This window comes from Devosia sp., from assembly GCF_017744655.1.
GTDB lineage: Bacteria > Pseudomonadota > Alphaproteobacteria > Rhizobiales > Devosiaceae > Devosia.
This window is the reverse complement of sequence record NZ_JAGIAW010000001.1, coordinates 993,934-1,014,878: the sequence shown is the minus strand read 5'-3', so window position 1 is coordinate 1,014,878 and position 20,945 is coordinate 993,934. Positions and strand designations below refer to the sequence as shown.

The 20,945-nt window shown below is 61.3% G+C and carries 16 protein-coding genes; 15 read left to right on the top strand and 1 reads right to left on the bottom strand.

All coding sequences use genetic code 11. The features are described from left to right. The first annotated feature begins 4 nt into the window (after positions 1 to 4). The 11 genes from nuoG (at position 5) to J7557_RS04980 (ending at position 12,606) form a co-directional block, all read left to right on the top strand. Positions 5 to 2,107, top strand: a complete 2,103-nt coding sequence (gene nuoG, locus J7557_RS05030; RefSeq protein ID WP_291417926.1) for an NADH-quinone oxidoreductase subunit NuoG — start codon at positions 5 to 7, stop codon at positions 2,105 to 2,107. 9 nt (positions 2,108 to 2,116) lie between these two features. Further along, positions 2,117 to 3,214 carry an NADH-quinone oxidoreductase subunit NuoH gene (gene nuoH, locus J7557_RS05025; RefSeq protein ID WP_291417924.1) on the top strand — a complete coding sequence of 366 codons (1,098 nt, stop codon included), beginning with the start codon at positions 2,117 to 2,119 and terminating at the stop codon, positions 3,212 to 3,214. Next, positions 3,214 to 3,702 (top strand): NADH-quinone oxidoreductase subunit NuoI, encoded by a 489-nt coding sequence (nuoI, locus tag J7557_RS05020; protein ID WP_035078977.1) that lies wholly within the window; start codon positions 3,214 to 3,216, stop codon positions 3,700 to 3,702. Before nuoH ends, nuoI begins: the two co-directional genes overlap by 1 nt. Before the next feature lie 11 nt (positions 3,703 to 3,713). After that, entirely contained in the window at positions 3,714 to 4,322 is a 609-nt protein-coding gene (locus J7557_RS05015; protein ID WP_291417921.1) for an NADH-quinone oxidoreductase subunit J, read from the top strand. A gap of 15 nt (positions 4,323 to 4,337) precedes the next feature. Beyond that, the gene (gene nuoK, locus J7557_RS05010) at positions 4,338 to 4,646 is read left to right on the top strand and encodes an NADH-quinone oxidoreductase subunit NuoK (protein ID WP_035079223.1); all 309 of its coding nucleotides are present in this window, start codon (positions 4,338 to 4,340) and stop codon (positions 4,644 to 4,646) included. 10 nt (positions 4,647 to 4,656) lie between these two features. Next, positions 4,657 to 6,735 carry an NADH-quinone oxidoreductase subunit L gene (gene nuoL, locus J7557_RS05005; protein WP_291417919.1) on the top strand — a complete coding sequence of 693 codons (2,079 nt, stop codon included), beginning with the start codon at positions 4,657 to 4,659 and terminating at the stop codon, positions 6,733 to 6,735. Then, positions 6,735 to 8,318 carry an NADH-quinone oxidoreductase subunit M gene (locus J7557_RS05000; RefSeq protein ID WP_291417917.1) on the top strand — a complete coding sequence of 528 codons (1,584 nt, stop codon included), beginning with the start codon at positions 6,735 to 6,737 and terminating at the stop codon, positions 8,316 to 8,318. Before nuoL ends, J7557_RS05000 begins: the two co-directional genes overlap by 1 nt. 9 nt (positions 8,319 to 8,327) lie before the next feature. After that, entirely contained in the window at positions 8,328 to 9,773 is a 1,446-nt protein-coding gene (gene nuoN / locus J7557_RS04995) for an NADH-quinone oxidoreductase subunit NuoN (RefSeq protein WP_291417915.1), read from the top strand. Next, complete coding sequence (locus J7557_RS04990; protein ID WP_291417913.1) at positions 9,774 to 10,604, top strand: biotin--[acetyl-CoA-carboxylase] ligase; 831 nt, start codon at positions 9,774 to 9,776, stop codon at positions 10,602 to 10,604. A 72-nt stretch (positions 10,605 to 10,676) separates the two neighbouring features. Continuing rightward, positions 10,677 to 12,350, top strand: coding sequence for a ribonuclease J (locus J7557_RS04985; protein WP_291417911.1), 1,674 nt, complete (start codon positions 10,677 to 10,679; stop codon positions 12,348 to 12,350). 4 nt (positions 12,351 to 12,354) lie between these two features. Further along, positions 12,355 to 12,606 (top strand): DUF1467 family protein, encoded by a 252-nt coding sequence (locus tag J7557_RS04980; RefSeq protein WP_035078957.1) that lies wholly within the window; start codon positions 12,355 to 12,357, stop codon positions 12,604 to 12,606. Positions 12,607 to 12,780: 174 nt separating this feature from the next. Here the strand turns inward: J7557_RS04980 and J7557_RS04975 are convergent, their stop codons facing one another. Next, on the bottom strand, positions 12,781 to 13,104 hold the full coding sequence (locus tag J7557_RS04975) for an MmcQ/YjbR family DNA-binding protein (protein WP_291417909.1): 324 nt from the start codon (positions 13,102 to 13,104) through the stop codon (positions 12,781 to 12,783). Between the two features lie 295 nt (positions 13,105 to 13,399). On the opposite strand from J7557_RS04975, the gene proS reads away from it, so the two are divergent. From proS to dnaE, 4 genes are all read left to right on the top strand, one after another. Further along, entirely contained in the window at positions 13,400 to 14,749 is a 1,350-nt protein-coding gene (proS, locus tag J7557_RS04970; RefSeq protein ID WP_291417907.1) for a proline--tRNA ligase, read from the top strand. A 62-nt stretch (positions 14,750 to 14,811) separates the two neighbouring features. Further along, complete coding sequence (locus J7557_RS04965) at positions 14,812 to 16,122, top strand: ABC transporter permease (RefSeq protein ID WP_291417906.1); 1,311 nt, start codon at positions 14,812 to 14,814, stop codon at positions 16,120 to 16,122. After that, positions 16,115 to 16,801: an ABC transporter ATP-binding protein gene (locus J7557_RS04960; RefSeq protein WP_291417904.1), complete on the top strand. Its 687-nt coding sequence runs from the start codon at positions 16,115 to 16,117 to the stop codon at positions 16,799 to 16,801. The genes J7557_RS04965 and J7557_RS04960 overlap by 8 nt, the downstream gene beginning before the upstream one ends. A 458-nt stretch (positions 16,802 to 17,259) precedes the next feature. Continuing rightward, complete coding sequence (gene dnaE, locus J7557_RS04955) at positions 17,260 to 20,715, top strand: DNA polymerase III subunit alpha (RefSeq protein ID WP_291417902.1); 3,456 nt, start codon at positions 17,260 to 17,262, stop codon at positions 20,713 to 20,715. Positions 20,716 to 20,945: the final 230 nt, after the last annotated feature.

Below are 20,945 nucleotides of genomic sequence, written 5' to 3'. Positions count from 1 at the left end.
GGCTATGGCTTCTATCAAAGTCGACGGCACGCTCGTCGAAGTCCCTGACTACTACACTCTCATGCAGGCAGCCGAAGCAGCCGGCGCGGAAATTCCGCGCTTCTGCTACCACGACCGTCTTTCGGTCGCGGGCAACTGCCGCATGTGCCTCGTCGAGGTAAAGGGTGGCCCGCCGAAGCCGCAGGCTTCCTGCGCCATGGCCGTCAAGGACCTGCGTCCTGGCCCCAATGGCGAACCGCCTGAAATGTTCACCAACACGCCCATGGTCAAAAAGGCCCGCGAAGGCGTGATGGAATTCCTGCTGGTCAATCACCCGCTGGACTGCCCGATCTGCGATCAGGGCGGCGAGTGCGACCTTCAGGACCAGGCCATGGCCTACGGTGTAGATAAGTCGCGCTTCAACGAAAACAAGCGCGCTGTCGAAGACAAGTACATCGGGCCGCTGGTCAAGACCTCGATGAACCGCTGCATTCACTGCACGCGTTGCGTCCGCTTCACCACCGAAGTTGCCGGCATTGCCGAAATGGGTCTGCTTGGTCGCGGCGAAGACGCCGAGATCACCACCTATCTCGAAAAGGCGCTGTCGAGCGAACTCCAGGGCAATGTCATCGACCTTTGCCCGGTTGGCGCTCTGACTTCCAAGCCCTACGCCTTCAACGCCCGTCCCTGGGAGCTGACCAAGACCGAATCCATCGACGTGATGGATGCCGTCGGTTCGGCCATCCGCGTCGACAGCCGTGGCCGCGAAGTCATGCGCATCATGCCGCGCGTCAATGAAGCCATCAATGAAGAGTGGATCTCCGACAAGACCCGCTTCATCTGGGATGGCCTCAAGAACCAGCGCCTCGATCGCCCCTATGTTCGCAAGAACGGCAAGCTCCAGGCCACCACCTGGGAAGAAGCCCTTTCGGCTGTTGCTGCTCGCGTGAAGAAGGCCGGCAACAAGGTCGGCGCCATCGCTGGCGATCTCGCCGCCGTCGAAGAAATGTACGCCCTCAAGGGCCTCCTCGCTTCGATCGGCTCGGGCATGACAGACGTCCGTCCTGCCATGTCGGGTATCGATCCCTCGATGCCGCGCTCGGCCTATATCTTCAATCCGACCATTGCCGGTATTGAAGAAGCTGACGCGATCCTCATCATCGGCGCCAACCCGCGCAAGGAAGCGTCGCTCATCAATGCGCGCATCCGCAAGACCTGGCGCGCCAAGAACATTCCCGTGGGCGTGATCGGCGAGCGTGCCGACCTCACCTACGCCTATGACTATCTCGGCGAAGGCTTTGAAACCCTCGTTGACGTTGCTGCCGGCAAGGGCTCCTTCGGCGAAGTCCTCGCCAAGGCCCAGCGCCCGATCATCATCGTCGGCGAAGCCGCCGTCTCGCATGCCAATCTCGGCAAGCAGGTCGGCCGCGATGTTATCGCGATTGCCTCCAAGCTCGCCACCGGTGCCAATGTCGCCGAAGGCTGGAACGGCTTCGCGCTCCTCCACAATGCGGCCAGCCGCGTTGGTGGCATCGACATCGGCTTCGTGCCGCATGACGGTGGCGTCTGCTCCGCTGACCAGATCGCTCTGGCCGGCAAGGGCGAACTCGACGTTCTGTTCCTCCTCGGCGCCGACGAATACGACATGTCCGCCATGGGCAAGGCCTTCGTCGTCTATGTCGGTTCGCACGGCGACAATGGCGCACACCGCGCCGACGTCATCCTGCCTGGTGCGACCTACACCGAGAAGTCGGGCACCTATGTGAACACTGAGGGCCGCGTCCAGCAGACCGCCCGCTCCGTGTTCCCGCCGGGCGACGCCAAGGAAGATTGGGCCATTTTCCGTGCCCTCTCCGGCGCCATCGGCAAGCCGCTCCCGTACAACTCGCTGGCTCAGCTGCGTTCGGCCCTCTATGCCGAATTCCCGCATCTGGCCCAGGTCGACGAGATTGCAGCCGGCAAGGTTGCCGATGTTGCAAAACTCGCCAAGGCCGCGATCAAGACCAAGTCGGCGCCGTTCGGTTCGGCCGTCGCTGATTTCTATCTCAGCAACCCGATTGCACGTGCTTCCACCGTCATGGGTGAATGCGCTGCGCTCGCTGCCGGTCTCCGGCAGGCTGCGGAGTAGGGGACCACAATGGATTTCGTTCTCTCGGCCCTCGACTATCTGCTCGGCATCCCCTTCCTCGGTTGGGGCGTGCAGATCGGTTTCATCTACAAGGCCCTGGCCTTGCTGGTTGCCCTGCTTGTCTTCACGGCCTTTATTCTTCTCGCCGACCGCAAGATCTGGGCTGCCGTCCAGATGCGCCGCGGTCCCAACGTCGTCGGTCCCTTCGGCCTTCTGCAGTCCTTCGCTGACTTGCTCAAGTTCGTCTTCAAGGAGCCGATCATTCCGGCCGGCGCCGATAAGGCCTTGTTCCTGCTCGCGCCGTTGCTCACTGCCACGCTGGCTCTCGCCGGCTGGGCCGTCGTGCCGGTCGACAATGGCTGGGCCATGGCCAATATCAACATTGGCATCCTGTACCTCCTCGGCATTTCCTCGCTTGGCGTCTATGGCGTGATCATCGGCGGCTGGGCCTCGAACTCGAAGTACCCCTTCTTCGGCTCGCTCCGCGCTGCCGCTCAGATGGTGTCCTACGAAGTCTCGATCGGCCTCGTCATCATCACCGTGCTGCTCTGCGTCGGTTCGCTGAACCTCAATGACATCGTCGTCGCGCAGAAGGAAATGGGCCTTGCCCACATGCTCGGCGTGCCGTGGCTCTCGTTCCTGAACTGGTTCTGGATCCCGCTCTTCCCGATGTTCGTGATTTTCTACATTTCGGCCCTGGCCGAAACCAACCGTCCGCCATTCGATTTGGCTGAAGGTGAATCCGAACTCGTCGCCGGCTTCATGACCGAATATTCGGCTTCGCCCTACATGCTCTTCATGCTTGGCGAATACATCTCGATCCTCCTGATGTGCGCCATGACCACCATCCTCTTCATGGGTGGCTGGGCTGCGCCGATCGATCTGCCGCCGTTCACCTGGATTCCGGGTGTCATCTGGTTCTTCATCAAGCTGAGCCTGGTGTTCTTCATGTTCGCGATGGCCAAGTCCATCGTGCCCCGTTACCGCTATGACCAGCTCATGCGGATCGGTTGGAAGCTGTTCCTGCCGCTCTCGCTCGTGATGGTCGTGATTGTTGCCTTCGTCCTCAAGCTCACGGGCTGGGGTTGGCACGGAGGAATCGTCTGATGCGCGCTGCACAAGTCGTCAACACGCTCCTGCTCAAGGAGTTCGTATCGGCCTTCTTCCTGGCCATGCGCTACTTCTTCGCGCCGAAGCCGACCATCAACTACCCCTTCGAAAAGGGTCCGGTGTCGCCCCGCTTCCGCGGTGAGCATGCCCTGCGCCGTTATCCCAATGGCGAAGAGCGTTGCATCGCCTGCAAGCTGTGCGAGGCCATCTGCCCGGCTCAGGCCATCACCATCGAAGCCGGCCCGCGCCAGAACGACGGCACCCGCCGTACGGTGCGCTACGACATCGACATGGTGAAGTGCATCTATTGCGGCTTCTGCCAGGAAGCCTGCCCGGTGGACGCCATCGTCGAAGGCCCGAACTTCGAATTCGCAACTGAAACGCGCGAAGAGCTCTACTTCTCGAAGGAGAAGCTCCTTGCAAACGGCGATCGTTGGGAGCGTGAAATCGCCTCCAACCTTGCAGCCGACGCGCCTTACCGCTGAGAGGGAAGAGGATGACCCTTCCACTATTCTTTTTCTACCTCTTCTCGGCGGTTGCTGTCGTCTCGGCCTTTATGGTCATTTCGGCGCGCAACCCCGTGCATGCGGTGCTGTTTCTTATCCTGACTTTCGTCAATGGCGCTGGTCTCTTCATGCTGGCCGGCGCCGAGTTCCTCGCGCTGATCCTGATCGTCGTCTATGTGGGCGCGGTCGCCGTGCTCTTCCTCTTCGTCGTCATGATGCTCGACATCGACTTCGCTGAAATGCGCCAGGGCATGCTGCAATACGCGCCCATCGGCATTCTGGTGGGGGTGGTCCTGCTGCTCGAGCTGCTGCTCGTTGCCGGCAGCTTCTTCATCTCGCCGGAAGTGGCGAGCGGGTCGGGTCTGCCGATCGATGCGGCCATGGACAATACGCGTCAGCTCGGTCTCGTGCTCTACACGCGCTACTTCTTCCTGTTCCAGGGTGCAGGCGCCATTCTGCTGGTCGCCATGATTGGCGCCATCGTGCTCACGCTGCGTCACCGCGCGTCGGCAAAGCGCCAGAATCCGATCAAGCAGGTTGCTCGCCAGGCGAGCGAGACGCTGAAGGTGGTCAAGGTCAAGAGCGGTCAGGGGCTATAGGGGTTTATCATGGGCTTGGAAATCGGGCTCGGTCACTACCTGACCGTTGCAGCCATCCTGTTCACGCTTGGCGTGTTCGGCATCTTTCTCAACCGCAAGAACGTCATCGTCATCCTGATGTCGGTGGAATTGATCCTGCTTGCGGTCAATCTGAACTTCGTGGCCTTCAGCGCCCATCTGCAGGATTTGCAGGGTCAGGTCTTCGCGCTGATGATCCTCACCGTGGCCGCTGCCGAAGCCGCCATCGGTCTGGCCATTCTGGTCATTTTCTATCGCAACCGTGGTTCCATCGCGGTTGAAGACGCCAATCTGATGAAGGGCTAAGAGCACCGCTATGATCATTCAGGCGATTGTTTTCCTGCCCCTCGTCGGGGCGCTTATTGCCGGCTTGCTGGGCCGCTCCATCGGCCATCGGCCGAGCGAGTTCATCACCACCGGCCTGCTGCTGATCGCAGCAGTGCTGAGTTGGTTCGTGTTCATCCCCGTCGCCTTTGGCGATGGCCTTGTCGGTGCCGTGGGCGATGGTCATACGGCCGTCCTCAAGGTCGAAGTCATGCGCTGGATCCAGGTCGGCGACATGGACCTGCGCTGGACTCTGCGTGTCGATACGCTCACCGCCATCATGCTTGTGGTCGTGAACACAGTTTCGGCCCTCGTTCACCTCTATTCGATCGGCTACATGAGCGACGATCCGCATCGGTCGCGCTTCTTCGCCTATCTCTCGCTCTTCACCTTCGCCATGCTGATGCTGGTGACGGCCGACAACTTCCTGCAGATGTTCTTCGGCTGGGAAGGCGTGGGTCTGGCGTCCTACCTGCTGATCGGCTTCTGGTATACCAAGCCGTCCGCAACGGCCGCCGCCATGAAGGCCTTCATCGTCAACCGCGTTGGCGACTTCGGCTTCGCCCTCGGCATCTTCGGTGCCTTCCTCGTGCTCGGTCACATCGACTTCGACGGCGCCTTCCACGCTGCCGACGAATTCGCGACCACGGGTCTGCCGGTCATCCAGTTCCTCTCCTGGAACCTTGATGCAATGACCGTCATCTGCCTGCTGCTCTTCATGGGCGCCATGGGTAAGTCGGCGCAGTTCCTGCTGCACACCTGGCTTCCGGACGCCATGGAAGGCCCGACCCCTGTGTCGGCGCTCATCCATGCCGCAACCATGGTCACCGCCGGCGTCTTCATGGTCGCCCGTCTGTCGCCGCTGTTCGAGCTGTCGCCTTTCGCCCTCAATGTCGTGATCGTCATCGGCGCCATCACCGCTTTCTTCGCGGCGACCGTCGGCCTAGTTCAGAACGACATCAAGCGCGTCATCGCCTACTCGACCTGTTCGCAGCTCGGCTACATGTTTGTCGCGCTCGGGGCAGGGGCCTATTCGGCCGGTGTCTTCCACCTCTTCACCCACGCCTTCTTCAAGGCTCTGCTGTTCCTCGGCGCCGGCTCGGTCATCCATGCCATGCACCATGAGCAGGACATGCGGAACATGGGTGGCCTGCGCAAGAAGATCCCCATCACCTATGCGATGATGATGATCGGTACCCTCGCTCTCACTGGCGTCGGCATCCCGGGCACCAACTTTGGTTTCGCCGGTTTCTTCTCCAAGGACTCGATCATTGAATCGGCCTATGCGGTCGGCGGCAATATCGGCAGCTTCGCCTTCTGGCTCCTGGTGATCGCAGCTCTCTTCACGAGCTTCTATTCCTGGCGCCTGGTGCACCTGACCTTCCACGGCACGCCGCGCGAAGCCGCTCATGGCCACGCACATGATGACAATCATGCGCACGCTCACAATGATAATGCACACGACGACCACGGCCATGGCCACCACGGCTCGGCCTACGACAACGCCCATGAATCGCCCAACGTCATGCTGGTGCCGCTTTATGTGCTGGCTGTCGGTGCGGTGCTTGCCGGTGTCGTCTTCTACGGCATGTTCTTCCATGACGTTGAGCACATCGAGCACTTCTTCGCCGGTTCGATCTTCATCGACCACGAAATCATCGAGGCCGCGCACCATGTGCCGACTTGGGTGAAGTGGAGCGCGACGGTGTCCATGATCATCGGCTTTGTCGCCGCCTGGTATATGTACATCCGTCGTCCGGATATCCCGGGCAAGCTGGCCGCCACCAATCCGGGGCTCTACCAGTTCCTGCTCAACAAGTGGTACTTCGACGAACTGTACAACACGATCTTCGTGCGCCCCGCGCTCTGGATCGGCCGCGCCATCTGGCATGGTTTCGATGACTGGCTGGTCGACGGCAAGATCGCCGAGGGCCTCGGCCGTCGCGTTCAGAACGTCACCTCCTGGGTCGTAAAGCTCCAGTCCGGCTATCTCTATCACTATGCCTTCGCCATGCTGATCGGCATCGCGGCGCTGCTGACCTGGGCCATCGCGGCCGGGGGACTGATCTGATGACCTTCGAGAACTCTATCCTCTCAATCGTGACCTTCCTGCCGCTCCTCGGTGCGGCACTGGTTCTGGTCACGCCCAAGACGGCGCTTAACGCGATCCGCTGGACGGCCCTGGTGACGACCCTTGTCACCCTGGCCATCTCGCTCTGGATCTGGGCGGCTTTCGATCCGTCCAATCCGGGCTTCCAGTTCGTCGTGAACTATCCCTGGCTGGGCGACAGCATCGGCTATCGCGTCGGCGTCGACGGCATTTCCGTGCTTTTCGTGGTGCTCTCGGCTCTCCTGATGCCGTTCTGTATCCTCGCGAGCTGGGAAGCCATCGACAAGCGCGTCAAGGAATACATGCTGGTCTTCCTCATCCTGGAAGTCCTCATGATCGGCGTGTTCACCACGCTCGACCTCGCCATGTTCTATGTCTTCTTCGAAGGCACCCTGCTGCCGATGTTCCTCATCATCGGTATCTGGGGTGGCAAGCGCCGCATTCAGGCGAGCTACAAGTTCTTCTTCTACACCTTCATCGGCTCCGTCCTGATGCTCCTGGCCATCATGGCCATGTATTGGAACGCCGGCACCACCGACATTTCGCGCCTGCTGACCCACCAGTTCCCGGAAAGCATGCAGATCTGGCTCTGGCTGGCCTTCTTCGCCTCGCTGGCGGTCAAGATGCCGATGTGGCCGTTCCACCGCTGGCTGCCTGAAGCCCACGTGGAAGCCCCCACTGCCGGTTCCGTCATTCTGGCGGCGATCCTGCTAAAGCTTGGCGGCTACGGCTTCCTGCGCTTCAGCCTGCCCATGTTCCCCGATGCCTCGGCGCAGCTTTCGAACTTCGTGTTCGTGCTCTCGGTCGCCGCCATCATCATCACTTCGCTCGTCGCCCTCGTTCAGACCGACATCAAGAAGCTCATCGCTTACTCGTCGGTCGCGCACATGGGCTTTGTCACCATGGGTATCTTCGCGGGCAATGCCCTCGGTATCCAGGGCGCCATGTTCCAGATGATCTCGCATGGTCTGGTCTCCGGCGCGCTCTTCCTTTCGGTCGGCGTCATCTATGACCGCATGCACACCCGCGATATCACCGCCTATGGCGGTCTTGTCGAGCGCATGCCGCGCTATGCCTTCGCCTTCATGGTCTTCACCATGGCGAATGTCGGCCTTCCGGGTACTTCGGGCTTCGTCGGTGAATTTCTCACCATGCTCGGCGTCTTCCAGGTCAATACCTGGGTTGCGTTCGGCGCTGCGTTCGGCGTGATCTTCTCGGCGGGCTATGCCCTGTGGCTCTATCGCCGCGTCGTCTTCGGTGCGCTGACCAAGGAAAGCCTCAAGAGCATTCTTGATCTGAGCTTGCGCGAAAAGATCATTCTCTACCCGCTGATCGTCATGATCATCGTGTTCGGCTTCTATCCTTCGCCGATTCTCGATACGACGGCCGCCTCGGTCAACAATCTGGTGTCGCACTACACCACCTCGATTGGCCTCGACCCCGCCGTTTCCCTTGCGGATGCAAGGGCACCCCTCGAATACGCCGCGCCCACGGGCGAGGCCGCGCCGGCCGCAGAACATGCGGCCGAGCCTGCTGCGCACTAGGAGAGCACCGTGAACTCTGACGTTATTGATTTCGCGAGCGTTGCGCCTGCTTATCCCGAACTGCTGATGGCAGTCGGCGCCCTGGTCCTTGTGATCCTGGGCGTCGCCATCAACAAGGAGAAGTCGGCCCTCATCTCCTGGCTCGCCGTGCTGCTGATCGCCGCCACCGGCATCCTGGCCCTGTCGAACACGGCCGATGGCGTGCTGTTCAACGGCGTCTTCATTGCCGATGCCTTCGGCCGCTACATGAAGCTGCTGGTTCTCGGCGGTGCCGCGCTCTCGCTGATCCTCGCCATGCCCAATTCCGAGGCAAACGGGGTTCACAAGTTCGAATATTCGATCCTGGCCGTCCTCGCGACGCTGGGCATGATGATCATGGTGTCGGCCAACGACCTCATGAGCCTCTATATCGGCCTCGAACTGCAGTCCCTGGCGCTCTACGTCATGGCCGCCATCAAGCGCGACGACAAGCGCGCCTCTGAAGCGGGCCTGAAGTACTTCGTCCTCGGCGCGCTCTCCTCGGGCATGCTGCTTTACGGCGCCTCGCTGGTCTATGGCTTCACCGGCCATACCAACCTCACCGAGATCGTCGGCGCCATCGCCATGGAAGGCCGCTCCATCGGCCTCGTCTTCGGCATGGTGTTCCTGCTCGCTGGCGTCGCCTTCAAGATTTCGGCCGTGCCGTTCCACATGTGGACGCCGGACGTTTACGAAGGCGCCCCGACCCCGGTTACGGCCTTCTTCGCCATGGCTCCCAAGGTGGCCGCCATGTCGCTGATGATCCGTCTGGTCATGGATACCTTCCAGCCGATCTCCCACGATTGGCAGCAGGTCGTGATCTTCCTCTCGATCGCCTCCATGGTCCTCGCCGCCTTCGCGGCTATCGGCCAGAAGTCGATCAAGCGACTGATCGCCTACTCCTCGATCGGCCACGTCGGCTTCGCCCTCGTCGGCCTCTCCTCGGGCACCCAGGTCGGTGTCGAAGGCGTCGCGATCTACATGGCGATCTACGTCACCATGACCGCCGGCCTCTTCGCCTGCATCCTGTCGCTGCGCACCGAAGAAGGTTACGTCGAGAACATCGAAGACCTCGCTGGCGCCGCCCAGACGCGTCCCTTCGTTGCCGCCATTATGGCCATCCTGATGTTCTCGCTGATCGGCATGCCGCCGCTCGCCGGGTTCTTCGCCAAGTGGCACGTCTTCCTCGCCGCCATCGAAGCCAACCTCTATGTCCTCTCGGTCATCGGTGTTCTGGCCTCGGCCGTGAGCGCGTACTACTACCTGCGCGTCGTCAAGACGATGTACTTCGATGAACCCAAGTCGACCTTCATCGCGGTTCCGAATGAGCTCAACATCATTCTCGCGATCTCTGCCTTTTTGGTCGTTACGTACTACTTCAGCGTTGGCAGTGTGCTGACCAATTGGGCACACATTGCCGCGGGAAGCCTGTTCTAGGTGGCCGAGTTTTCACTCGGCCCAAAGGCCCGGTCTGCCGGTTATCGGCTGGCCGGGTTCGATGAAATAGGGTCCACCAATTCAGAAGCGCTCGCGGCCGCAGCCGCGGGCGATCCAGGCGGGATCTGGTTCGCCGCACTCAAGCAGACCGCCGGCCGCGGTCGCCGTGGTCGCGCTTGGGAAAGCCCCTCGGGCAACCTCGCTGCCAGCCTCCTCATTGTCCCCGATGCAGACGCCAACGTCTTGGCAACACTCGGCTTTGTCGCCGGGGTAGCCATGCAGAAGGCATTCGCGAACATCCTGCCGCAAGGCGCCGTTCGCATCGGCATCGATGGCGCCGACGCCATGAACGGCTCCGGCCGCGTCGCGCTAAAATGGCCCAACGACGTCCTCGCCGATGGCGCCAAGGTCGCCGGCATTCTCCTCGAAATGGGCAAGACGGCAGATGGCCGCCACGCAATCGTCATCGGCATCGGTGTCAATGTCATTGCAGCCCCCACCGGTTTGCCCTATCCCGCAACCAGCCTCAATGATCTTGGCTACGAGCGCAGCGCCGAAGATGTCTTCGAGGCGCTCTCGGAAGCCTGGGTCGAAGCCTTCTCCCTTTGGAACGAAGGCACTGGAATCACTGAGGTTTTGAACCAGTGGCGCGGTTCGGCCGCGGGCATCGGTGCCCCGGTCGCCGTCTCGCAGGACGGTGTTATCAGGCGAGGAATTTTTGAAACCATCGACTCCTCCGGTCGACTGGTCATGCGCGACGACGATGGCGCGCGGATCGTGATCACGGCGGGCGATGTGCATTTTGGGGCAACGGCCAGCGCCCGAAGCTGACCACAACATCTGCGCGACGACCAGCGACCAAAGATCGCCAGGCGCCGCGCGCAAAAAGGAAAAAGAGAACCCATGGCTAAAACCCAACGGGATGAGCTCGTCTTCGTACCTCTCGGGGGCGTCGGCGAGATCGGCATGAATATGGGCGCCTATGGCTTTGGCCCCGAGAAATCCCGCAAGTGGATCGTCGTCGATTGTGGCGTCAGCTTCGGTGGTCCGGACCTGCCGGGCATCGAACTCATCATGGCAAACCCCGAATTTCTCGAGGAAAATGCCGATGACGTCCTCGCCCTGATCCTCACTCATAGCCACGAAGACCACTACGGCGCCGTGCTCGATCTTTGGCCCGTCTTCGACAAGCCGGTTTATGCGACGCCCTTCACCGCCGCCATGCTGGCCGCCAAGCGGGCAGGGGACGGCATCGTCGAAAACGTTGATGTCCGCATCATGCGCCCCGGCAAGCCCTTCGAAGTTGGGCCCTTCAAGCTCGAAGCGATCAACGTCGCCCACTCGATCCCTGAATCGAACAGCATCCTCATCACGACCCCGGTCGGCCGCGTATTGCACACCGGCGACTGGAAGCTCGATCCGACCCCCGTCGTCAGCGCCCCGACAGATGTCGGACGCTTCAAGGCCATCGGCACCGAATCCGACCTGCCACTGGCGCTGGTCTGCGATTCCACCAATGCCCTCAAGGACGGTGAAAGCCCGAGCGAAGCCGAAATCGGCGCCACGCTCGCCGCTCTCATCGCCGAAGCACCGCACCGCGTTGCCGTTACGACCTTCGCGTCAAACGTCGGCCGTGTCGTCTCCATCGTCCGCGCTGCCCATCAGGCCGGCCGCCAGGTCGTCCTCTCCGGCCGCTCGCTGCACCGCATCATGGGCATCGCCAAGGAACTCGGCATGCTCGAAGGTCTGCCGACCCTGCATGATCAGGACGCCTACAAGACCATCGCGCGCGACAAGTGCGTGCTGATCTGCACCGGCAGCCAGGGCGAAGCCCGCGCCGCCATCGCCCGCATTGCCCGCGGCGAGCACCCGGTCATCGATCTCAATGCCGGCGACCGCATGATCTTCTCGTCCTGGGCCATTCCGGGCAATGAGCGCGAAGTCATCGACATCCAGAACCTGCTGATCGACAAGGGCATTGAAGTCATCACCCAGAACGACGCCCTCGTTCACGTCACTGGCCACCCGCGCCGCGACGAATTGCGCCGCCTCTATTCCTGGGTCAAGCCGCAGGTCCTCGTGCCGGTCCATGGCGAAGCGACCCATCTCGCCGCCCATGCCAAGCTTGGCCGCGAAGAAGGCATTCCCAATGTCTGCGAAGCGCGCAATGGCGACATGGTCCGGCTCTTCCCCGAGCCCATGGCCTATCCGACGGAAGTCCGTACCGGCGAACTCTATCTCGACGGCCTCGTGCTCTGCACGCCCGAGGAATCGGGCGTAAAGGGCCGTCGTCGCCTGTCCTTCGGCGGCATGATCATCGTCAGCCTCGCCGTCAATTCCAACGGCCAGGTCGTCTCCGGCCCTGACTATGTCATCGAAGGCCTCCCCGAAACCGAAGACGAGTCGCTGGTTGAACTGGTCGAAGACACTGTCACCAACACCATCAAGAGCCTGCCGCCCAAGCGCCGCACGGATCCTGACGTGTTCAGCTCCGCGCTCTTCAAGGCCATCCGCAACGAAGTGAATGGTTTTTGGGGCCGCAAGCCCAACGTGAACGTCTTCGTACACAGGGTCTGACATCATGCAGTGGGGATCGATCGCCGCAGTCTTCTTCGTCGTCTGGTGGCTCTGTTTCGTCGCAGTGCTGCCGATCGGCGCGCGCAGCCATCACGAAACCGGCGAAGCCCTCGTACCGGGCGCCGATCCGGGCTCGCCGGTCGCCCCGCGCATGGGCCGCAAACTGCTTATAGCCACGGGCCTCGCCATTTTCTTCACGGCCTTGCTGCTCTGGGTGCTGACTAACGAAACGCTGATGGCCTACTGGAATCGGTAGGCCGCACGCTTCGCGGCAGCGAGTAACCGGTCGAATTCGATCCTCCGTCCCATCGTCATTGCCCGGCTTGTCCGGGCAATCCATTTGGGGAGGCACGCCACCCTGCGGATGGCATGGACCACCGGGACAAGCCCGGTGGTGACGATTGAGGGTAAGAGTTGGCGCGGGGATGACTTAGCGCTTCTTCGCCGCACCCACCGCATGCACATGCGCTATCTCAAGCGCAGCAGCGACATCCTCATTCGTCGCCGCCCGAAGCCAAATCGTGGTCCAGCCCTGACGCCCCCAGCCATTATCGATCGCCTGAAATACCTCGGGCGCGAGCTGGCATTTGAACTCCTGTTCGTCCGGCGTGAATTTCAGGTTTGCGCTCAATCCGTCGGCCGCCAACGTCGCAAATGTGCGCTTCACCTTGAACGCCGTGCGGTCAAAATGCGGCCCGCTCGTTGCGCCGGGCAGGGCTAGGGCAATTCGTGTGAAACTTTCAGAGTCAGCCATTACGTCTTGATTCCGAAATAAAAAAGCAGGGCACAAAGGCCCTGCTTGATAAGTTGAATCGACAATACGTTGGTCTTAGGCTCGCTCTACAGCGTGCGGCCAACGCTCCTCCCTTGACGTTGTCGACCGTTGGCGGTTGCACCGCCTTCGTTTTATTGTGACAGGAACCTAACAACACATTTTCTTCCTGTCACGCAGATTCTGCATAGCTTGCATGCTTGAATCGTATGGACGGTTGGGCTCTGAGTGGGCATCAACAAAAGTCTTGAGTCGAAGCACGAATTTCGGAGTTCCCATGCGCCTTTCCCGCTACTTTCTGCCGGTTCTGCGCGACGTTCCCAAGGAAGCCGAGATCGCCTCGCATCGGCTGATGCTGCGCGCCGGCATGATCCGCCAGCAAGCCTCCGGCCTCTATTCCTGGCTGCCCATGGGCTACAAGGTGTTGATGAAGGTTCAGAAGATCATCGAAGAGGAGCAGAACCGCTCCGGCGCGGTGCAGCTTCTCATGCCCACCATCCAATCCGCCGATCTCTGGCGCGAATCGGGTCGCTACGATGCCTATGGCAAGGAAATGCTGCGCATCGAAGATCGCCACGAGCGCGAATTCCTCTATGGCCCGACCAACGAGGAAATGATCACCGACATTTTCCGCACCTATGTGAAGTCCTACAAAGACCTGCCGCTGAACCTTTACCACATCCAGTGGAAGTTCCGCGACGAGGTGCGCCCCCGCTTCGGCACCATGCGCAGCCGCGAATTCCTGATGAAGGACGCCTATTCCTTCGATCTCGACGAAGCGGCGGCGGTCAAAGCCTTCCAGCGTATGTTCGTGGCTTATCTCCGCACCTTCCGCCGCATGGGCCTTGTCGGCATTCCCATGCGTGCTGATACCGGCCCCATCGGCGGCGACCTGTCCTATGAATTCCACGTCCTGGCCGACACCGGCGAGAGCGGCGTGTTCCTCGACAAGGACCTGCTCGACAAGCCCGTTCCTCCGGCTGACACCGATTTCCGCGGCGATCTCGATCCGATCTTCAAGGATTGGACCTCGCTCTTTGCCGCCACCGACGAAATGACCGACGAAGCCGCCTTCCGCGCTGCTGTTCCCGAGGACAAGCAGTTGATGGCGCGCGGGATCGAAGTGGGCCACATCTTCTATTTCGGCACGAAGTATTCTGCGCCCATGAAGGCCAATGTCACCGGCCCCGATGGCAAGGACATCACCGTGCATATGGGCTCCTATGGCATCGGCCCCACCCGTGTCGTCCCGGCGATCATCGAAGCCATGCACGACGAAAACGGCATCATCTGGCCAGTGTCCGTCGCGCCCTTCGAAGCCGTGCTGATCAACCTCAAGGCCGGCGACGCCGACACCGATGCCGCCTGCGACAAGCTCTATGCCGAGCTGACCGCAGCCGGTCTCGACATGCTCTATGACGATCGCGACCAGCCCGCCGGTTCCAAGTTTGCCACGGCCGATCTCGTCGGCATCCCGTACCAGATTATCCTTGGGCCACGCGGCCTTAAATCGGGCGAAGTTGAGATCAAACATCGCAAGACTGGCGAGCGCGAGACGCTGCCGCTCGCCAATGCGGTCGAGCGTCTCAAGGGCCTTATCGAACCTCAGCGGATGAACGACATTTGACCCTTAGCGCGCAGCAAGCCCCGGCCGGCCGATCCACTCGGCCGTTCTCCCGGTTTGAGTGGATGATTGCTGGGCGCTATTTGCGCGCAAGGCGGAAGGAGGCGTTCATTTCGGTGATCGCCAGCCTCACCATGGTCGGCGTGGCGATCGGCGTCGCGACGCTGATCGTCGTCATGTCCGTCATGAACGGCTTTAGGGCCGAACTGCTAACGAAAATCCTTGGACTCAATGGCCACTTCACGGCCTTTCCCATCGAGAGCAAGTTCACCGACTATAAAGACGCCGTGACAACCCTCGAGGAAGTCCAGGGCGTCAAGTTCGCCGTCTACTATGTCGAAGGCCAGGTGCTCGCCTCGGGTCGCGGCGGTTCCACCGGCGTGTCCGTGCGCGGCATGGATGCGGAAAATCTCGAAAAGCTCGACCTGCTGTTCAATTCGGCAGAGCAGGGCGGCTTCGATAGCTGGGATGAGAACGACGGGGTCGCCATCGGTTACCGATTGGCCCAGACGCTCGGCGTCGGCCTTGGCGATCAGGTGCAGATTATCAATCCCGACAGCGGTGCCATGACGCCCTTCGGCTCGACCCCGCAGATAAAATCCTATCCGGTCCGCACCATCTTCAATCTGGGCATGGTCGAGTTTGATAGCCTGTTCATGTATATGCCGCTGAAGACGGCCCAGGACTATTTCAAGCTCTACGAAGACCAGCTCAAGCCGGGTCAGCCTCCGCTCGACCCCATGGCATCGGACGAGGAAATCGACGCCGCCTATGAGCGCATCTATCAGGCGACTGCGGCGGAAATCTTCATCGATAACCCCGACGCGATTCCCCTGATGCGCCAGCGCATCGCCGACCAACCGGGCCTGCGCCCCTTCATCCTCACCGATTGGCAGCAGCGCAACGAGACCTTCTTCTCCGCCCTGCAGGTTGAACGCGTGGTGATGTTCACCATTCTCTCGATGATCGTCCTCGTCGCCGCCTTCAACATCATTTCGAGCCTCGTCATGCTGGTGAAGGACAAGAGCAAGGACATCGCCGTGCTCCGCACCATGGGCGCCACCCGCGGCGCCATCATGCGCATCTTCTCGATCACCGGCACGACCATCGGCGTCGTCGGCACGTTGAGCGGCCTGGTCCTCGGCCTCATCGTCGCCGCCAATGCCGAAGCCATCCGCTCGACCATTTCCAACACCCTTGGCGTCGCGCTCTTCCCACCGGAAGTCTTCTTCCTCTCGGCCCTGCCGAGCAAGACCGACCCGACCGAAGTGACCGTCGTGGTCTTCATGTCCCTCGGCCTGAGCTTCCTCGCCACGCTTTATCCCGCCTGGCGCGCGGCCCAATACGATCCCGTCGAGGCGCTGCGCTATGAGTAATTCCTATCTGCGTCTCTCCGGCGTCCATCGTCACTATGGCGAAGGCGCAACCAAGGTTCGCGTGCTCGACCAGGCCGATCTCGTCGTCGAAAGTGGCGAACTCGTCGCCCTCGTTGCCCCCTCAGGCGCCGGCAAGTCGACCCTGCTGCATCTCTGCGGTCTTCTCGAAAGTCCGCAGGAAGGCGAGGTCGAAATCGTCGGCAACAAGACCAGCAAATTGAGCGACCGCGGTCGCACCCAATTGCGCCGCAACACGGTGGGCTATGTCTACCAGTTCCACCACCTGCTGCCCGAATTCACCGCGCTCGAAAACGTAACCATGCCGCAACTGATCGCCGGCAAATCACCCGCGGAAGCAAACGTCCGCGCCATGGAACTCCTCGACATACTCGGCGTCGCCCCTCGCGCCACCCACCGTCCGGCAGAACTCTCGGGCGGCGAACAGCAGCGCGTCGCCATCGCCCGGGCCGCCGCCAACCACCCCCGCGTGATCCTGGCCGACGAGCCCACCGGCAATCTCGATCCCGGCACCAGCGATCTGGTTTTCGCAGCCCTGCAGGGCTTGATCCGCACCGAAGGCGCCGCTGCCCTCATCGCGACCCACAATCACGACCTCGCCAAACGTGCCGACCGCATCGTCACCATCAGGGACGGCAAGGTCGTACCGCACAGCCTCTGACACCTCCCCCCTGGGGGAGAGGTCGCCGCGAAGCGGCGGGTGAGGGGCCTTTTCTAAGCGCGGCCACCTCCACTTCGAGGCGAATGCCGCTCCGGGGTCCGTCCACTGCATCCCCGGAAGCCCTAGGCGGTCCGGCGCTTCCGCACGTCCCGAATCTGCCGTCGCAAAGCCCGCCCTCTAACGAATCCCTAACGCGTTAACCCTGTCCCCGCTTTCCCCGATCATCCCCCTAGACCAGAACAAAGAGAAAACATATAAGAACATTATAGCAACACGGGAGCTAGAGATGATTGATTTCCTCAAGGACTTCGCCGCCTTCGTGACCCTCGGTGCCTTCACCATTGGTTCGTTGACCTGGATGGACCTGCTGACGCATTTGGCCTGATCGCCTGTGGATTGGGGGCAGGGTGATTTGACCTCGCGCCCCGACAGGCTAAGACTCCTTTCAGGAGACCAATATGCGCGGCCCCGGCTTTATCCATCTACACGTTCACTCGGCTTTCTCGCTCCTTGAGGGTGCTGTTCAGCTCGAGTCGATTCTCAAACTCGCCGCCGCCGACGCTCAGCCGGCGCTTGGTCTGGCCGACACGGCCAATCTCTTTGGCGCCCTGGAATTCTCCGAAAAGGCGACGAAGAAGGGCATCCAGCCGCTGATCGGTGTCGAACTCGCCATCGATTTTGCCGCCGCCGAAGAGCGCGTCAGCGAACGCGGCCACGTTGCTTGGAACGGAAAATCCAGTGTCGTCATGATGGCCCAGTCCGAAGAGGGCTTTGCCAATCTCTCGCGCCTTGTTTCCCGCGCCTATATGCAGGGTGAAAACGGGCTGGCGCGCGCCAAGCTCGATTGGCTGACACCCGATTCCCTCGCCGGCATGATTTGCCTCTCCGGTGGCCCGGAAGGCGCCATCGACATGCCCTTCGCCCACGGGCAGGACGCCAATGCCGTCCGCCGCCTCGATCGCTTGGCCGACCTCTTCGGCGACCGCTTCTATATCGAGTTGCAGCGCCATGGCCGCGCGCAGGAAGTCACCGTCGAGCCGCGCCTGATCGATTATGCCTATCGCAAGGGTATCCCGCTGGTCGCCACCAACGAGCCCTTCTTCAAATCCGCCAAGGAATATGAGGCGCACGACGCCCTGCTGGCCATTGCCGGCAGCTCAGTGCTGGCCCAGACCGAACGTCGAAAACTCAACGACCAGTATTATTTCAAGACCCGCGCGGAGATGATCGAGCTTTTTGCCGATATTCCCGAAGCACTCGATTCTACCATCGAGATTGCCCGCCGGGTCGCCTACCGCCCGCGCACGCGTGGTCCCATCCTGCCAAAATTCGCCGCCGGCTCGCACGATACCGAAGAGGCCGTCGTTGCCGCCGAAGCTGCGGCCTTGCGTGAGATTTCGGTTACCGGTCTGAATGCCCGTCTCGCCGCCCACGGTCCGGGGCCCGGCAAGACCGAACAGGAATATCGCGAGCGGCTCGATTTCGAGCTGAACGTCATCGAGAAGATGAAATTCCCCGGCTACTTCCTCATCGTGGCCGACTTTATCCAATGGGCCAAGGCGCAGGGCATCCCAGTGGGGCCGGGCCGCGGTTCCGGTGCCGGCTCGCTTGTGGCCTATGCCACGACCATCACCGACCTCGATCCGCTACGCTACAATCTGCTGTTCGAACGCTTCCTCAATCCTGAGCGCGTTTCGATGCCCGACTTCGATATCGACTTCTGCCAGGACCGGCGTGAAGAAGTCATCGAATACGTGCAGAAGAAGTATGGCGCCGAGCAGGTGGCGCAGATCATCACCTTCGGTTCGCTCCAGGCGCGCGCCGTGCTGCGCGACGTCGGTCGAGTGCTGCAGATGCCTTACGGGCAGGTCGACCGCATCTGTAAGCTCGTGCCCGCCAACCCAGCGGATCCCTGGACCATCGAGCGCACCATGAACGAGGTGCCGCAGTTCAAGCAGATGGCCGAAGAAGACGAAACCGTCGGCCAGCTCGTCGAAATTGCCAAGTCCCTCGAAGGCCTGTTCCGCCACGCGTCGACGCACGCCGCCGGCATCGTGATCGGCGATCGCCCGCTGCAGGAACTGCTGCCGCTCTACCGCGATCCGCGCTCCGAAATGCCGGTGACGCAATACAACCTGAAATGGGTTGAGCCCGCCGGCCTCGTCAAATTCGACTTCCTCGGTCTCAAGACGCTGACGACGATCCAGTACGCCGTCGAGATGGTGCGCAAGCGCGGCGTTGAAATCGACATCGACACCATCCCCATCGACGACGCAGCGACCTACAATCTCTACGCCCGTGGCGATACCTACGGCATCTTCCAGTTTGAAAGTGGCGGCATGCGCCGGGCCTTGATGGATCTCAAGCCCGACCGCATCGAAGATCTCATCGCTATGAACGCGCTCTATCGGCCTGGTCCGATGGACAATATTCCAAGCTTCATCGATCGTAAGCATGGCCGCGAGGAGGTGGAATATCCCCACCCCAAGCTGAGCGAAGTGCTCGACGAAACCTATGGCATCATTGTCTATCAGGAGCAGGTGATGCAGATCGCCCAGCTTCTGTCGGGCTATTCGCTCGGCGAAGCCGACATGCTCCGTCGCGCTATGGGTAAGAAGATCAAGGCGGAAATGGACAATCAGCGCGTCCGCTTCCGCGAGGGTTCCGGCCCGCAGGGCGTCAGCGAGGCCTTGGCCGACCAAATTTTCGATCTTCTGGCAAAATTCGCGAACTACGGTTTCAACAAGAGCCACGCCGCTGCTTACGCGTGGGTGTCCTACCAGACAGCCTATCTCAAGCAGCATTTCCCGCATGAATTCTATGCGGCCTCGATGACGCTCGATATGGCGCAGACCGACAAGCTCTCGGATTTCCGCCGCGAGGCTGGCAAGAAGAAGATCGAAGTCGTTCCGCCCTGTGTGAATGCCTCGGAAGTCGTGTTCTCGGTGAAGAATGACCGCATCCACTACGGCCTCTCCGCCGTGAAGGGTGTCGGCCGCGCCGTTGCTGAGCACATCGTCGAAGTCCGTGGCGACAAGCCGTTCAAGGATCTTGGCGACTTTGCCCGCCGCGTCGATCCCAAGGCCATCAACAAGCGTACGCTCGAAACCCTCGTCAATGCCGGCGCCTTCGACGCGCTGGTTGAACGTCGCGAAATTGCCTTCGCCGCTATGGACCAGGTTGTGGGCACAGCCCAGGCCCTGACCACGGAGCGCAACGAAGGCCAGTGGAACATGTTCGCCTCGAGTGAACCTGAACCATTCCGCCTGCCCACAAGCGTCCCAGCCTGGAATTCCACCGAGCGAGCCGACCGTGAACTCTCGGCCATCGGCTTCCATCTATCGGCGCACCCGCTCGATGCTTATTCCGACCTCTTCGAGCGCCTCCGCGTCCAGCGCTGGAGCGATTTTGAGCGCGCGGTGAAGGACGGCGCTTCCGCGGGCCGTATGGCCGGAACCATCTCGTCGCGTAACGACAGGCGTACGCGTAAAGGTACGCCGATGATGATCCTGAGCCTTTCGGATCAGAGCGGCACCTTTGAAGTCATCGCCTTTTCCGAACAGATCACCCAGTTCGGCGCGATTTTGCAGCCGGGCAATTCGGTCATCCTCGAAGTCGGCGCCCAAGAGCGCGCGGAAGGCATCAGCCTTATGCTCAACGGCGCCAAGCCCATCGAAGGGTTGGCAGAAAGCATCGACCGCCGCCTCACCATTTTCACCGCGAGCGAGAAAGCCCTCGGGCCCGTAAGCGCGCAATTGAAGCGCGGCGGCAATGGCACGGTGAGTTTCGTGGTGATCCGCGACGCCGGCGCCCGCGAGTATGAAATCGAACTTCCCGGCAAGTATTCCGTCAGCGCCGAAGTCGCCGGCGGTATTAAGGCGCTTGATGGGATCACCGACGTCCGGTTCAATTAGGGTAGGGGGCAGACAAGCGCGGAGGAGGTGAGCGCAAAGCTCTTCCTCCCCCGCTCAGGGGCTCTCACCCTGTAGCCCCACGTTCGGGCGCGGGTCCATGAAGACCTAACGAGCAATCCACGGATCGGTTCGTTGACGATCCCGTGAGTGACTTTGGCGGGTTGCGCTCGGGTAAGACTTCGCTTATATCGCCCACGCGTCCAGCAGTTTGGCTGGAGCGATCTCACACA